Genomic DNA, 15,656 nt, shown 5'->3' on the forward strand with positions numbered 1-15,656 from the left:
TAATGAAAGCCGAAGAAAGATAGGACATTTGTGATATTTATATATTAATAAAAAATAGGTAAATTTGTCAGACATCTGCGGAATGTCAGTAGTATTAGAAGCTGAGACTAATAATAGAGAAAAGCCACTTCTGAGATGAAAAACATGGATAAATTAGAACAAATATTTGGAAAAACTGCACAGATGACAGTCCTTAAGAACCTTATTGAACGGCAAAATGAACCAACTTATCTTTCAGGAATAGCCGAGGAAACCGGATTGTCACACGCAAGCGTATCAAGGGTTATCACACCTTTGGTTGGATCGGGGGTTGTTATAGAAAAACCCTTAGGAAAGCAAACTCGAATTTTCCAGTTGAACATGGAAAGTGAAGCTGCAAAGTTGATAGTTGATTTTTACAATAAACTAAACCAGCTGGAAGTTGAAGCCTGAAGAATAATCAGGATGCTTCAGCTTCCATTTATTCCTTTAAGCTTTTGCTTATCAGGTTACTATCGGTTATGTTCAGAATACGTTAGTCCTCGATACCTAACCTTTTCTTAGCTTCATGGGATTAAGTAAGAAATGACAAAGATGTGGTTTTTATCACGGGTTATATGATGCAACCTGTACCTGAGGAAAATAAATAAGGTACTTGATTGATGTAAATTGCACTAATGTCGGAAGAAAGAAACTATTATTTGAAAAAGAGTTCATTCCAGACTGGAAATATCTCTGAGCCAGGTAAAGGGCTTATCTTTGCGATGGCCTGTGCATGTGGAATTGCAGTAGCGAACATCTATTATAACCAGCCAATGATTGGGGTTATTACTCGCTCCTTCCCAGGCGAATTGGCTCCCAGCCTTATTCCGACTGCTACCCAACTTGGTTATGCATTTGGGCTGTTGCTTCTTGTACCCCTGGGAGATCTGATAGAACGTCGCCGTTTAATTGTCTCACAATTCTTTGTTTTGGCCTTATCACTGCTTTTTGCTGCCGTTGCATCTACTGGTTGGGCTCTGTTAGGTGCCTCACTTTGCATTGGCTTCACAGCTTCTGTCACGCAGCAAATAATACCGGCTGCCGCATCGCTAGTTTCTGATAACCGCCGAGGCGCAGTCATCGGCAGCGTTATGAGTGGATTGCTGAGCGGCATGCTTTTGAGCCGGATTCTAGCCGGTTTTATTGCTACTCACTACGGCTGGAGAACCATGTTCTGGTTTGGTATCCCCCTTGTCCTGGCCGGAGCGGCATCAATGGCGCTGTTATTGCCGCTCAGCCGCCCCGCAACTTCGATGAAATATGGTCTTCTGCTTCGTTCACTTCTACGACTCTGGAGCGAGGAATCCAGGTTACGTCGAGCTACCTTGACACAGGGTTTACTCTTTGCCGTATTCAGTGCTTTCTGGACGATCCTTGCGCTACATCTTGAACAGCCTCCTTTCCATCTTGGCGCTGATATCGCAGGACTTTTTGGCATTATTGGAGTAGTTGGAGTACTTGCAGCTCCCATAGCCGGACGTCTAGCTGACCGACGGGGACCAGGCCGGGTTGTCTCTACAGGTGCGTTTGCCGCTCTGCTGGCCTGGCTCGTTCTTGCAGGCTGGAATTCCCTTATCGGCTTAATTTTCGGGGTTATTCTTCTGGATTTCGGGATGCAGAGTGCCATGGTTGCCAATCAGCAGATAATTTACGGGCTTAAGCCACAAGCACGCAACCGAGTGAATAGTTTATTCATGGTAGGGATGTTTATTGGCGGCAGCCTTGGATCTGGAGGTGCAATGCTGGCCTGGAAGGTAGCAGATTGGCAGGGGGTTGCCATTTCTGCAATTGCTGTAGCACTTACAGCTTTCCTGGTGCCGCTTTTGCTCCAGCATAACCGTTCATAAAAATGTCTTAGAATTTTAGAGCTGCATGGGTTATTGATAATTGTTTGCTGTTCAACAATAATGTCTAATGGAAAATATTTTCCTGCCTGAGCAGGAACAGTAAATATTAGAATACATATCGGAGAGAAAAATGGAAAATACTGACCGGTAATGAGTTATTATATTTCCAAATCCATGACTGACAACTTTCCAATTTTGGTAAAAGCTTCACCATTTGAAAGCTTTAACTTAATTCTAAGAGGTATCAAAGTTTCAGCTGATTTTCTATAGTTTTAATCAAAAGCAAGTACAAAATTATTAATAATATGTTTTATAAGTCTAAAAGTATTATATATAGGTTATAAATTGTTAAGCAATCTAAAAGAAGAAGACTAAAATAATAATGCAGATTAAGAGATGGTACTATTGAGTTATTTTAAAGTTTAAAACAACTTCACAAATTATTAAGATTTTTATTATATGTAAAAAGAAATAAATAACAGTATGATAGTTACAAATAATCTGTAAATAATTATTGAATGTTAGGTGTTTTGTCGCCTAAGAGAGGGAGACTAAAGGGATAATGACAGCTAAAATGGATCAATTCCCAGCAATAAACTCGAACCCTGTGCTCAGTGTGGCAAAGGATGGGGTTGTTCTTTATTCCAATAAGGCGGGGGAGCCTTTACTGCACGATTGGGGTGTGAGAGTTGGAGAAAAAGTACCTCCATGTCTCGAAATTTTTGTTCAAAGAGCAATTTCTCGGAAAAACATCGAAAAAATAGAGGTTACCCTGGGTAAAAAAGTATACTTTATTGTTTTTCATCTCTCTCCTGAACAAGAATGCGTAAATGTCTACGGATTTGACATAAGTGGTCGTAAAAAGCTTGAGGGAAAACCTCAGGAAAGTGAGACTCAAGAAAAGGCGAATCTGGAGCTTGCCAGGATTATTGATGCTAAAGCGGTCCAGTCTCTTATGAGTGATTTTTATACGCTTGCTCATATCCCCATGGGCCTAACTGATTTGAAAGGTAACGTTCTGGTAAGTGTTGGATGGCAGGATATCTGCACAAGGTTCCATAGAATTAGTCCTGAAGCCTGCAAGCATTGCATAGAAAGTGACATAAATCTAACTGCGGGTGTTGCTCCGGGAGGATATAAGCTTTACAAGTGTAAGAACAATATGTGGGATGTAGTTACTCCGGTTATGATAGAAGGGCAGCACGTCGGCAATATCTTCTCAGGGCACTTCTTTTTTGAAGGTGAACCTCTGAGCTATGAGCTTTTTCGATCTCAAGCTAGAAAATACGGTTTCAATGAGGAAGAATATTTAAAGGCGCTTGACAAAGTTCCTCGGCTTAGCAAGGAAGCTGTGAGTACAAGTATGACTTTTTTCATGACCTTTGCTAATATGATTTCACAACTAAGCTACAGCAATATCAAGCTATCTCAATCACTTGCCGAACGTGATGCAGTTTTAAATGCGCTGCAAGAGAGTGAAAAACGTGAACGTGCTCGTTCGGAAGAATTGGCAGTATTATTGGATGCCGTGCCTGTTGCCGTATATATAGCGCATGATCCTCAGGCGTTTCAGATAACTGGTAATTGGCTCTCCTACGAATGGCTACGAACTCCTGTAGGTACAAACTTTTCCAAATCCGCTCCTGAAGGAGAGAAGCCCGAGACGTTTAAATTACTCAAGGACGGAGTTGAGCTCCAACCTGAAGATATGCCGTCGCAATTGTCGGCTACAGGCATAGAAATAAACGACTGCGAGCTGGATATCGTATCTGCTGAAGGTAGGATACGACATGTACTGGGCAATGCAAGACCTTTGCGTGACGAGCAGGGGAAGCTACGTGGATCCATTTCTGCATTCATAGACATTACCGAACGTAAAAAAGTAGAAGAAGCTCTCAGATTATCAAATATCTATAATCGTAGCCTCATCGAAGCCAGTCTGGACCCTTTAGTTACTATTGGGCGTGATGGGAAGATTACTGACGTAAATGGTGCTACTGAACAGGTTACCGGATATTTCAGAAATGATTTGATTGGAACCGATTTTTCAGATTATTTTACCGAGCCTGAAAAAGCTCGTGAAGGCTATCAGCAGGTATTCATGGATAGTGAAGTTAGAGATTATCCTTTAGAGATTCGACATAAGGACGGACATATAACTCCAGTTTTGTACAATGCTTCGGTTTATAGAGATGAGAATGGCAAGGTTATCGGTGTCTTTGCTGCTGCACGTGACATTACAGAGCGCAAACTGGCCGAAGAAGCTCTAAAAAAGGCACATGAAAATTTAGAAAAAATAGTTGAAGAGCGTACAGCAGAGCTTGAGAAAGCTTACATCTCATTGAAAGAAAGTGAAAAAGGCCTGGCTGAAGCTCAAAAAATGGCTCATATTGGAAACTGGGAATGGGATACTAAGGCTAATAAAGTGTACTGGTCTGAGGAAATGTATCGTATTTTCAAACGTGCCCCTCAAGAATTAGCACCATCTTATGATGAATTTTTGAGTTATATACATATGGATGACCGAGATTATGTAGATAGTGCTCTTAAGAAAAAAGCAGCCTTAGGAGAAAAAACTCACAGTATTGAGTACAGGATTGTCCTGGCTAATAAGGAAGAGCGTACTGTCTATATGCAATCTGAAGCTATTTTTGATGAGAAAAACAATCATTTTCTAGTGAAAGGGATAGTTCAGGATATTACAGAGCGTAAAAGATCAGAAGAGAAACTTCAGATACTGGCAAATGCTGTGGAATCGTCAAATGATGCTATTGTAACCCTGTCCCTCTACGGTATTATTACCAGTTGGAATAAGGCAGCGGAGCAGATTTATGGTTATTCAGCCGAAGAAATTCTGGGAGAAGACATATCAATACTTGAACCAGAAAATATCAAAGGGGAAATTAAGCAGTTTTCCGAAAAAATTAAACAGGGAAAAAATGTCCAGCACTACGAAAGTACAAGGTTAAAAAAGGACGGCACTATAATAAATATTTCAGTAACGCTTTCTCCTATTTTTGATGTCACTGGAAAGCTTGTGGCTATCTCAGGTATTGTAAGAGATGTCACTGAGCGTATCAAGGCGGAAGAAGCGCTGCGTGAAAGTGAAGTACGTCTGCGCCAGTTTTACGAGTCAGATATGCTCGGCGTGTACTATTTTAATCTGGACGGTTCGATCACCGATGCTAATGACAAGTTACTTGAGATAATCGGTTACACTCGAGAGGACTTGCAGGCTGGAAAAGTTAACTGGAATAAAATGACCCCGCAGGAGTACCGTTACCTTGACGAGCGAACCCTTGCTGAACTGAATACTATTGGCGAAAAAGAACCCCAGGAGAAGGAGTACATCCGCAAAGACGGTTCGCACGTACCTGTAATTGTTGGGGTAGCTACCTTCGATCAGGCGCGTAATGAAGGCATAGCTTTTGTTCTTGACATTACCGAGAAGAAAAAGGCAGAAGAAGCCTTAGCAAATCTCGAGACTACCCGTAAAAAGGAAATTCACCATCGGATTAAGAATAATTTGCAGGTAATCTCTTCCCTTCTTGACCTTCAGGCTGATAAATTTGACAACCCAAGAGTTATCGAGGCTTTCAGGGAAAGCCAGAACCGGGTTATATCTATGGCTCTCATCCACGAGGAACTTTATAAAGGAGAAGGAACCGATACATTAGATTTTTCGACGTATATCAGAGAATTAGCTGAAAATCTTTTTCAGACTTACAGCCTTAAAAGTAAAAATATCCACCTCTCAATGGATCTGGAAGAAAATGTATTTCTTAATATGGATACTGGTGTTCCTTTAGGAATAATTGTCAATGAGCTTGTTTCCAATTCTCTCAAACATGCATTTCCCGGCAAAGACAAAGGAGAAATACAAATTAAACTACATAGAGAGAAAAACGGTAAGCATAAAAAGAAAGACGATAAGGCTACCAGTTTTATTCTGATTGTTTCAGACAATGGTGTAGGAATTCCTGAAAATCTTAACATTAAAGATGTTGATAGTCTTGGTATACAGCTGATAACTACTCTCGCAGATCAGTTAGATGGGAAGTTTGAATTGAAAAATAACAATGGTACAGAGTTCACTATGAGATTTACAGTAACAGATAAAAGATAATCTCGACTCAAGTAGGCTTAAGGGGATAAAAACATCTGGTAATAATTAGGGTTATAATGAAATTGCAGGAAAGTGGATAAAACATCTGGTAATAATTAGGGTTATAATGAAATTGCAGGAAAGTGGATAAAATATCTGGTAATAATTAGGGTTATAATGAAATTGCAGGAAAGTGGATAAACATCTGGTAATAGTTAGGGTTGTAATCTGGTAACATATAGGGTTGTAAATACAATTGGATATGTGCGTTAATCACATATCCACATCGTTATTAACACACTTTTTCGGCAATTATCATTGTAAGTCTACTAGTAGAATCACTCTTTTTTAAAGGTTTGTTCCCTTCCCGGACCTACTGAGATATAGTTAACCGGTACTTTCATCAGTTCTTCCAGTCTTTTGACATAATTTCTGGCATTTTCCGGAAGTTCCTCGAAGGCTTTTACTTCCGTGAGGTCAGTTTCCCATCCGGGAAGGTCTTCGTAAACAGGCATGCACTCGGCAAGGTCTTCTGTAAGTTCAGGAGGATAATCCAGATTTTCTCCCTTGAAAGTGTAGCCAGTACAAATCCTGATAGGGTTAAGGCCTGAGAGTACGTCCAGTTTGGTCAGAGAAATCTCGGTATATCCGTTAAGAGCAATGGCTTTTTTCAGTAGTGGCAGATCGAACCATCCGCACCTTCTGCCCCTGCCGGTAACAGTTCCAAATTCTCCTCCGGCTTTCTGTAGTTTTTCCCCTAGTTCTCCTGTAAGTTCTGTAGGAAGCGGGCCTTCACCGACTCTGGTGATATAAGCTTTTACTATAGCAGTTACGTTGTTTACTCTTGTAGGCCCAACTCCAAGGTTGGCACAGGCAGAGCCTGCAACTGTAGAAGAAGAAGTTACGAATTTCTGGGTCCCATGTATAACATCAAGATGTGTGCCCTGGGCAGCTTCAGCCATTACATGTTTTCCTTCATCAAGAGCTTTGTTGATTTCTCTGGAGACGTCTGTTATATAAGGAGCAAACTGTTTGCCCAGTTCAAGGTATCTTTCGACTAGTGTAGGATCTCTGACTATTTTTGGATCTCCCCCCAATGCTGCTATTTCTTTTTCCTTCTGAGGGGCAAGTTCCTCAAGTCTTGCAAGAAAACGTCCCTTGTCTACAAGCTCAGCCATGCGGAATTCGTCCCGTGCTACTTTATCAATATAAGCATAGCCTATTCCGCGTTTTGTAGTTCCTATTTTTTCTACCCTTGATTCTTCCCTTAGTCCATCCATTTCTACATGATAAGGCATGATTATGCTTGTCTTCGCATCGACTCCAAGCTTTTCGGAATCTACCTTTATACCATGTTTTTCAAACATCGCGATTTCTTCGGCAAGAACCTCAGGATTCAGGACAACCCCAGGCCCGATCAGAACTCTGGCATTAAGTAAAATACCTGAAGGGATAAGGTGTAATTTGTAAACTTCGTCTCCTACTCTGACTGTATGGCCTGCGTTGTTCCCTCCCTGGAAGCGGGCAACAATGTCGTAATCTTTCGCAAGAAGATCAACAATTTTGCCTTTTCCCTCGTCACCGAACTGCGCACCTGTGATTATCGTAAACATAAAGCCCTGATTCGAGCTTAACTATTAATAACTTTTTGTTTCCCGAGTTCCGTCTCGGGAGGACGGTGCCCTTTTCGCTCACTTCGTTTGCTCAAGAGGGCTGAATTATAATGAAAATACTAAACTGAGTCATGAAATTTGACTTATAGGTAAGAAATATTACATTGTCTACGCACTCAGGAGGGCTGATTCACCAGAGTTGTCCTGGGTTATGTAGCGCAAGTCTTTTTAATAATGTCTAATAGCTCCTTTTCGACAGAAAGCTTGACTAAAGACCTTTTTCTGCGTGATCAGGCAGCTCAACACAATCCGTTTTAAAAACGTTTGATTGCGACCTGACAGGAAAGAAGGCAATAAGATTTAGAAGAAGGAGAATCTGAGGATAAGCAGGCTGAGAAGCATGAGTATTATTGCAAGGATCGCAGCTGTTTTTGCACTTTCTTTATCGCTTCCGAATATGATTGGGATGGGGCCGAGCATGATTACTCCTCCGGTTTTGATTTTGGATTCGACTTTTTTTTCGGAGGGAGTTTCATGGAGAGGGCTCTCAGAGTTTGAAGTGCGCTCAAAATGGGGTTCTCTTCCGGATGTGTATGTTCTGTTTGAGTAGCTCTGCGTTGACCTGGATTCCTGGTGCAGGCTTAAGGCTATGCCGATCATAATTAGCAGAAACCCTATAAGTATTGTGAGAATTCCAATTGAAAAAAGCATGCTTCCATCAGTCAACGTTTTGTTTTCCATAGGAACAAATAGAGTATGGAGATTATTAATCCAAGTCCCAGCATATTTGTTGTTATTTCAGGAGATGAGCCAAAAACTATCGGGATTGGGCCGATCATTATCAGTCCGCCAATCTGGCTGTTTGCAGGATGCTGTATGATAGTAAGAACTGTGCCCAGTAATAATATAATAAAACCAATAAATATGACTGTTGTGCCTACTCTTAGAAAATCCTGAGATGTACGCATGTGGAATGATATAGTGCTTTTATTATTAAATATATCTCTCTAACCTTTTGCATCCGTAGTTTGTTATTTCTTAAAGGTTTACAAAGGGAATGTCATTTTCCTGTAAGTTTTTTCTCTCAAGTTGGGAAAATGGTTATATCCCTGTTCCTTCTCAGTAAGGACTAGAACTAGTTAAAAATCTAACTTAAAAATCTAACTTAAAGATCTAACTTAAAGATCTAACTTAAAGATCTAACTTAAAGGTCTAACTTAAAGATCTAACTTAAAGGTCTAACTTAAAGATCTAACTTAAAGATCTAACTTAAAGATCTAACTTAAGGATCTAACTTAAAGAGCTAACTTAAGGATCTAACTTAAAGAGCTAAAATAAATAAGTATAATAGTTAAAGAGTTAAGTTGAAAAGTCTGATTGAAAAGTTGAGTTAGAAGCTTAGTTCTTTCTGAATTTTCTGCCTGACTACTTTCCTGAATAGTTTACTGGAATCTGGAAAATGCGACAGCATGTATAATATAGAAAAAAGAAATATGAAGACTAAATAAAATACAAATATTGATAAATCTCAAGTGAGTGTCCGAAAGCAATTTAATTAAAGAATTGAATAGATCCTTAATCGGGATGTTATTATACAGGCAGTCGGGATATAAAAGTGGTTACAGGTCTTGCAGGAACTTATATATGCCCTTTTTATATTTATGTATATATTTAATTTCAAACATTTTAACATTCACTTTGAAAAGTAAGAGTGCCTTTTAAATGTTATTTCACCCTTTGATCATTGTGAGTCATAGTATAACGGGAGATTTTATGAAGAGAATTCTTGATTTCCCAGTTTTCCAGGCTTTGCTTCTTGCTTTAATTCTTGTAAAAGCCAGGACAAAACACGATCATCCTGAGATAAACTATATAGGTAAATAGTCTCTCCGGAAAATAACGCTTAAAGCTTAAACGAGTAACTGGACTGGGTCATTGGTCATGACCAGTTAACTTTCACGAACCTGCACTATGGATCCAGCAGGCCAGTTGATCTTCAGATCAATTTATTATAAATCAACAATTCCTGAGTGAACTAACCATTAGATCATATAGAGACTGTATAAACTTAATTTCACGCGATAAAAAAGGTGGTTTCAAGTGTCAGAAGACAGTTCAATAAGATCTTCTCTGGAAGATATCAAAACAAGGGTAGAATTCCAGCTAGAGAGCGGGAAGATCAATACTGAAGATGTGAAATCTCTCTTAACCGAAATAGAAATCATGAGAGTCCAGAACGAGAACATGAAGGCTCGGCTCCTTGAAGCGAGTGTGGCAACAGGCAGGCACCTTCAGGAAATTAATAAATTAAAAGCTCATCTGGAACAGCTTACCGAGCCTCCTCTCTTTATTGCAACTATTCTTGAGGTAAACGGAGAAATCGCACTTATAAGACAGCATGGGAATAACCAGGAGGTTCTTACCCAGATACCTGAAGAGTGCATTGGAAAGATTGAACCCGGCATGAGAGTTGCGGTAAACGGGGCATATTCAATTATCTCCGTAGTCAGCAGAGCAGCCGATGTACGGGCTCAGGTAATGGAACTCATTAACTCTCCTGGAGTGGACTACAGCATGATTGGTGGGCTGAGTGATGTGCTTCAGGAAGTCCGGGAAAGTGTTGAACTGCCACTTACCGAGCCCGAACTTTTCGAAGATATCGGAATCGAACCCCCATCAGGTGTCCTGCTCCACGGAGCTCCAGGCACGGGCAAGACCCTTATTGCAAAGGCTATAGCTTCTCATGCAAAAGCAACCTTCATTCGAATGTCAGGATCTGACCTGGTTCAGAAATTCGTGGGTGAAGGCTCAAGGCTTGTTAAAGATATTTTCCAGCTTGCGCGGGATAAGTCTCCAAGCATTCTCTTTATAGACGAGATCGACGCTGTCGGCAGCATGAGGACCTATGACGGAACCAGCGGCTCGGCCGAGGTCAACAGGACTATGCTTCAGCTCCTTGCGGAGATGGACGGTTTTGATCCTAAAGGCAATGTAAAGGTCGTTGCTGCAACCAACAGGATTGACCTGCTTGATCCTGCTCTCCTCAGGCCTGGCAGGTTTGACAGGTCTATCGAAGTTCCACTTCCTGATGAGAAAGGAAGGGCTGAAATTCTTAAAATTCACACTCGCAAGATGAATCTTGCAGATGATGTGGATTTCGAGAAGCTGGCAAAAGTCATGACAGGTATGAGCGGAGCAGAAATCAGTGTCATTGTCAAAGAAGCCGGAATTTTTGTACTGCGCAGGCGTGGTAAGCAGATTACAATGACCGACTTCCTGAAAGCACACGAAAAGGTCGTAAACACTGAGGAGCCCACAATTCCCCAGGCTATGTTCGTATAAACCTGCCCTGAAGCTGAAACGGATACCTTCTTTAAGCTGAAGGAAAATTTTCCTTCAGTTATGCCGGATAAAAATAAAAGTTCTCCCGGCAACTTTTGTATTTTTACTTTTTCACAAATGAGACGAAAGGTTTATATTTTATAAATTACTTGAAGATATGCTGCCAGAGAGGCAAAGCATAACGGTAAGAATAACAAGCTGCTCCGATAGTGTAGCTCGGCCAATCATTCAGGACTCTCACTCCTGCGACTGGGGTTCAAATCCCCATCGGAGCACTTTTTTTTTACAATTTTTCTACATCTTTTTACATCTTTTTAACGAGTTCACCTCGCAATTCTAAGTTACGTCTACAAGTATCGAGTTTGAAATTATCAATCAACTTTCAGGTAATGAAATATAATTTTTGAAACTCTTAGTGATGTAGGGTAAAACTGGTTTTGGGATAAGCTCAATGTTGTATCTAAATTTTGCAGTTGAACTCTAAGCAAAGCAAATCATTGAATTCATTTCCCTAAAATAGTAGAGTTTAAGGGTATCAATTAATTTGTTTTTAGTATTTTTATGAAAATAGTCTTTACAGAAACTATGCTCTCTACCTTGACTCCATGATTTTTAAACATATTGTCAATCCATATTGAAAGTAGTTTGGCAAAAGTAAAGCCAAAATCATGGGTTATTATCAGCTTATAATAGCTGTTGCAATCTTTGTAATCTATAGTATCAACCCAGTTAGTTATCCTGAGATTGACGACTAGCCCATTTATAATTTCTTTTAGACTACATTCCTCAAGAGATTTCTGAAAGTAGAGTTCTATTGTATATTCTATTATTTTATTCCGGATAAAAAATTCACTTAGCAATTCTACATCGGCGGTCTCTATCATCATTTTAAAGGTAGTTTTTTCAATGATAATCAATGATCTTGCTTGTTTAAGGCGCATCCAATATTTCTCTTCCAGAGTTAATTCTGGAGCTTCTCTTGAGCTATTATCCAGATTTTCCAGTGCAAGTTCTAAGGTTTTTTGCTGCGTTTCAAATTTTTCCGCGTGCTTTTTTAATAATTCCCAATGTTTCTGCGAGATCGTTGTAGAAATTCGGTGTGTTTTCAAAACAATTCACCCTAAATTTCAGACATTTCCTAGAATTTATAAGATTTCCGAAGTTAAACTAAGTATAGGAGTTACGCAGTTGGCTCCTAGCATATCTTTTTTTCCAAACTTTCAAATATCTGAATTAATTTAATGTGTATAGTGGATTATTTAAGTATGCTGTCACTGCCACTCTTCTAATTTTCATAGCACTTTCAAACCATGATGTTCCATTTTTGATTCTTTGTAATTCTAGTCTAAGAAAAGCTCTTAATGAGAACATTATATGTGCTCTTTGTGACTCTTCCTTTCTTGCCTGACATTTTTCGACACCACATAATTGCTTTATCCCTCTATGATATTCCTCAATTTTCCATGACTTTTTTGCCAAGTCTTCACGCTCTGTCTGTTCCATCTCCTGCACATCTGTAACCCAGTGTTGAGTGTCTCCATCTTTTGAAACTATCCTAAACACCTTTACAAATCCATATGCTTTGAGGTGAACTACACGTCCTTTTGGGGGGATATCTACTGTTTCAAGTGGCACATTTCCTTTGTTGTCGGGATTTACCAAACGATTACTTTTTAACCTTGTAAGGAAATGCCATTCTTTCTTCCTGATGGCTTTAAGGTTTTTCACGCTTGCATACCATGTATCAAATAAAACGAATTTGGGATTAAAACCACGTTCTTTGGCTTTGTCAAGCATATCACGGAAATGGTCATTCTTTGTTTTGTCGTCTTCATCGATGTTATAAATTCTAAAATCGATAGGTATGACGGTTGTACCGTCAGTCCAAACTAAGGTAACCAGGCCTATTCCCTTTACAGTACGATGATGTTTTCCACTCCACATACGACGAACAAAAGCCATTTCTTCTGCATATGGTTTATCTAACGTTGAATCATCAACAATTAGGCATCCGTCCTTAAGCTTGACATAACTTTTTACTTCCTCCCATAGTGCTTCAGTGTCTGAAGGTTGCCTTTGAAGGCAACAAGTAAAAGCATCGTGAGAAGGAGCATTAGGTATGTATGGATAACATCTAGCAGCTTCAGTACAGCTAAAAACGTTAGAAGCCGCAATGAGAAAATTGATGTAGTCAATGTCGTTACACTTAGGTGGATTTATGCCCATAACTCCGTACGTTTTTAGAGAAACACTAATCCATAATTATATTTTTAATAATATGAAGCTGTCGGCATTTAAACTGCGTAAGTCCTATAAGTAGTCAGTATGCTCTAAACGTCAACTATTTCAAACACGTTTAACTATAGCGTCTAGTGTATCTGATTTCGTTCTACAAGTGCATATAGTCCGAACTCACTAATTTTTCAATAAGCATATAATACGAATTATGCGCATGCTATACTTACGTTATCTGGGCAGCCTATTTTTACCTGCGTATTTTATGTTATCTTTGTTCACAGCAAAAACGGTGCTCATAGTAGTAAATGCTTAGAGTCTGTCTTAAAATTAATCGGTTCTACAGTTGAGATAGGCTTATGCGTCAGAAATAAAAACAGTAGCATTAAAATTATTCAACACTAAATAAAAAAATGAAATATGTTTAAATATGGGTGTGAGTTCTATGACTACAGAAGACGATATTATGGCCACTCTAAACAATCAGTGGTACAATGCGGTTGTAATGGGGTTGAATTTGGACCCTGCCCAGTTTCAACTAGCTCAGGGAGCAGTTAGTCTGGGTTATAACAACGAAGAAATTTGGGAGTTCTTTGATGCCATTCCACCGGAATCAACAAGTAACTTTTGGGGGATATCAAAACACAATAACCTTTCAGCTGGCTATGGGTCAGTAATCAACAATCTTGTAACTCAAGACTCTGGTGACTTTAGGAAAAAGCTAGGTAACCAGTATAATGACTGGCTTAAATACAAGGTAACTGATGACGCCTGGAAAGATATTACAGCAGATGAAATTGATAAAGACCCAGTAGGGGCACTGAAGAAGGTATTCAATAATTGGGCTGAAAGACATCTTGACGAGGATACTAGGAAAGCAGCTCTTACGTATATGGATCAGGTAGATATCGTATCAGTAGCTGTAGGCAAGTGGGTAGCAGCGAAAGGAAATTATGCATACACTGCTGGGGTAACTCAACTAAAAGACAAGATTGAGGAAGGACAGAAAAAGACGTTTGTATTAGATACTAATCAGACAAATACCGACACATCCAAATCTTGGGCAAAAGGGAATCTAATTGGAGTGGTTAGTTTCTTTATTGGAGATGTTAACTCAAAATGGGATAACTTTATCCAAACTATTAAGACAAAGGGAGTTAATATGCAGGTCACCTTCAAAAAAGTTGCTACTCTTGAAGGTGGTCCATATTGTCTTCAGACAAATCTTAATCCAGATCTAAATGACTATATGCCTTGGTGGGACTCAGCTGTTATCCAGGCGGCAAAAGCGGATAAAAGCAATAATATGTGGAAACATGAATCTCCAACTTGGGATGATGCTTTTGGAGAAACTGGTTTCTTTCTTAGAGCTGTCGATGCTTTAATCGTTGTTGATGGTATCGATACAGTCATGACTGTGAAAGCTACGGTAGACACAGACAAGCGTAAAGCTTTCGAGGATTCGGTATCTGCTGGATATTGGCCTTTCTTAGAGGGAGAGGTTAAAGGTGGCTGGAAGCACGATGTTAAATACAGCGATAGTGGGACTGTAACAATCACATCATCATGCCCAGAAGGAAATCCTAACGTCATAGGGGTGCTTGTCAGTCCCATTTAAAGATTTTTTGTTACTTCTTAGCCATTCAGTGAACAAACTTTACCTATGTATGGTTTTCGTTGAGTTCCTGAAAACCATACCACATTTATAGCATAATGTTTGCAATTTATAAGTTATATAGTCAATCTATAAGGAGTTTTTAACTATGGTAAATGCTACTATCGAGATTATACGACAAATGATTGCTCAACCATTTAGCTGTAATAACCCAGTTATACAGAGAACTAGTGAACAAGGTAATGCGACGTGGTATTATTTAGTAAATACTACATTTCAAGGCATAAATTATGACTTTGCAATACATTTCCATCCTAATCTTCAAGGTAATTGGCTTCATGCAAATGAAGCTCAAGCTGCTAACCCAAATGAGAATGTACAAATTACTCGTCGTAACACCTGGTTTCAAAGAATGTGTGATGCCTCCAGAAATTGGAACCCTCAAGGTCAATTTCACATTAGTGCCAATTGCCCATGAAGAACCTTTAGCGTAGAAGAAAATGGTTTCAATTGATATGTAGTGCTTCTCCAAACTTTCGCAACACTGCCTAATTGTTACACCGGGAACACAGAGGAGCAGAATACCCTGACCTTCAGAGGCTGTCCGACAATTCAATTTCAGAGCAAAAACATATAAAAAAACAAGGCATTTGAGGGACACAATTCCATAATCTAGTGATTTCTCTTATTGTTCTTTCCTCAAACCTACAATTTTCTCTGCTAACTACCTCAAAAAGCTGCAATAATCTTGAAAAACAAATTCTTTGGCATTTTTGCCAAAGAATTTGTTTATTCATTAGATATTTTTTTTGAATATTTTATCTAAAATCAATACGCTCCGCTACTTTCTAAAGTGAAACTTTTATCAAAATAGCTTA

11 protein-coding genes and 1 tRNA gene are annotated in these 15,656 nt (G+C 39.4%); 7 read left to right on the forward strand and 5 right to left on the reverse strand.

The genetic code is table 11. The features are described from left to right. The first annotated feature begins 144 nt into the window (after positions 1-144). The 3 genes from ASJ81_RS01965 (at position 145) to ASJ81_RS01975 (ending at position 5,994) form a co-directional block, all read left to right on the forward strand. Entirely contained in the window at positions 145-432 is a 288-nt protein-coding gene (locus tag ASJ81_RS01965) for a MarR family transcriptional regulator (protein WP_095643010.1), read from the forward strand. Between the two features lie 362 nt (positions 433-794). Further along, on the forward strand, positions 795-1,868 hold the full coding sequence (locus tag ASJ81_RS01970; protein WP_245859707.1) for an MFS transporter: 1,074 nt from the start codon (positions 795-797) through the stop codon (positions 1,866-1,868). 562 nt (positions 1,869-2,430) lie between these two features. Then, positions 2,431-5,994: a PAS domain S-box protein gene (locus tag ASJ81_RS01975; RefSeq protein ID WP_212556016.1), complete on the forward strand. Its 3,564-nt coding sequence runs from the start codon at positions 2,431-2,433 to the stop codon at positions 5,992-5,994. Positions 5,995-6,311: 317 nt separating this feature from the next. Here ASJ81_RS01975 and ASJ81_RS01980 read toward each other — a convergent pair whose 3' ends face one another. The 3 genes from ASJ81_RS01980 to ASJ81_RS24530 form a co-directional block, all read right to left on the reverse strand. Beyond that, positions 6,312-7,586: an adenylosuccinate synthase gene (locus tag ASJ81_RS01980; RefSeq protein ID WP_095643012.1), complete on the reverse strand. Its 1,275-nt coding sequence runs from the start codon at positions 7,584-7,586 to the stop codon at positions 6,312-6,314. A gap of 360 nt (positions 7,587-7,946) precedes the next feature. Beyond that, positions 7,947-8,312 carry a TIGR00304 family membrane protein gene (locus tag ASJ81_RS01985; protein ID WP_245859701.1) on the reverse strand — a complete coding sequence of 122 codons (366 nt, stop codon included), beginning with the start codon at positions 8,310-8,312 and terminating at the stop codon, positions 7,947-7,949. Next, positions 8,309-8,554 carry a TIGR00304 family membrane protein gene (locus tag ASJ81_RS24530; RefSeq protein ID WP_095643013.1) on the reverse strand — a complete coding sequence of 82 codons (246 nt, stop codon included), beginning with the start codon at positions 8,552-8,554 and terminating at the stop codon, positions 8,309-8,311. The genes ASJ81_RS01985 and ASJ81_RS24530 overlap by 4 nt, the downstream gene beginning before the upstream one ends. A gap of 1,132 nt (positions 8,555-9,686) precedes the next feature. Here ASJ81_RS24530 and ASJ81_RS01995 point away from each other — a divergent pair. Together ASJ81_RS01995 and ASJ81_RS02000 are read left to right on the forward strand one after the other, a co-directional pair. Next, positions 9,687-10,928, forward strand: a complete 1,242-nt coding sequence (locus ASJ81_RS01995) for a proteasome-activating nucleotidase (protein WP_095643014.1) — start codon at positions 9,687-9,689, stop codon at positions 10,926-10,928. Positions 10,929-11,128: 200 nt separating this feature from the next. Next, positions 11,129-11,203, forward strand: a tRNA-Glu gene (locus ASJ81_RS02000). Between the two features lie 264 nt (positions 11,204-11,467). Here ASJ81_RS02000 and ASJ81_RS02005 read toward each other — a convergent pair. Both ASJ81_RS02005 and ASJ81_RS02010 read right to left on the reverse strand, forming a co-directional pair. After that, positions 11,468-12,037, reverse strand: coding sequence for a hypothetical protein (locus ASJ81_RS02005; RefSeq protein ID WP_095643015.1), 570 nt, complete (start codon positions 12,035-12,037; stop codon positions 11,468-11,470). Positions 12,038-12,161: 124 nt separating this feature from the next. Then, positions 12,162-13,154 (reverse strand): IS701 family transposase, encoded by a 993-nt coding sequence (locus tag ASJ81_RS02010; RefSeq protein WP_095643016.1) that lies wholly within the window; start codon positions 13,152-13,154, stop codon positions 12,162-12,164. Between the two features lie 454 nt (positions 13,155-13,608). Between ASJ81_RS02010 and ASJ81_RS02015 the strand changes: the two genes are divergently transcribed. Both ASJ81_RS02015 and ASJ81_RS02020 read left to right on the forward strand, forming a co-directional pair. After that, positions 13,609-14,781 (forward strand): hypothetical protein, encoded by a 1,173-nt coding sequence (locus tag ASJ81_RS02015; protein WP_095643017.1) that lies wholly within the window; start codon positions 13,609-13,611, stop codon positions 14,779-14,781. A gap of 145 nt (positions 14,782-14,926) precedes the next feature. Continuing rightward, complete coding sequence (locus ASJ81_RS02020) at positions 14,927-15,256, forward strand: hypothetical protein (RefSeq protein ID WP_095643018.1); 330 nt, start codon at positions 14,927-14,929, stop codon at positions 15,254-15,256. Positions 15,257-15,656 lie beyond the last annotated feature (400 nt).

The sequence above is a fragment of the Methanosarcina spelaei genome (genome assembly GCF_002287235.1).
Lineage (GTDB): Archaea > Halobacteriota > Methanosarcinia > Methanosarcinales > Methanosarcinaceae > Methanosarcina > Methanosarcina spelaei.

Bases quoted from the DNA above. Each gene is read 5' to 3' on its own strand.
- ASJ81_RS01965 (WP_095643010.1), top strand. From the start codon at position 145: ATGGATAAATTAGAACAAATATTTGGAAAAACTGCACAGATGACAGTC.
- ASJ81_RS01970 (WP_245859707.1), top strand. From the start codon at position 795: ATGATTGGGGTTATTACTCGCTCCTTCCCAGGCGAATTGGCTCCCAGC.
- ASJ81_RS01975 (WP_212556016.1), top strand. From the start codon at position 2,431: ATGACAGCTAAAATGGATCAATTCCCAGCAATAAACTCGAACCCTGTG.
- ASJ81_RS01980 (WP_095643012.1), bottom strand. From the start codon at position 7,586: ATGTTTACGATAATCACAGGTGCGCAGTTCGGTGACGAGGGAAAAGGC.
- ASJ81_RS24530 (WP_095643013.1), bottom strand. From the start codon at position 8,554: ATGCGTACATCTCAGGATTTTCTAAGAGTAGGCACAACAGTCATATTT.
- ASJ81_RS02010 (WP_095643016.1), bottom strand. From the start codon at position 13,154: ATGGGCATAAATCCACCTAAGTGTAACGACATTGACTACATCAATTTT.
- ASJ81_RS02015 (WP_095643017.1), top strand. From the start codon at position 13,609: ATGACTACAGAAGACGATATTATGGCCACTCTAAACAATCAGTGGTAC.
- ASJ81_RS02020 (WP_095643018.1), top strand. From the start codon at position 14,927: ATGGTAAATGCTACTATCGAGATTATACGACAAATGATTGCTCAACCA.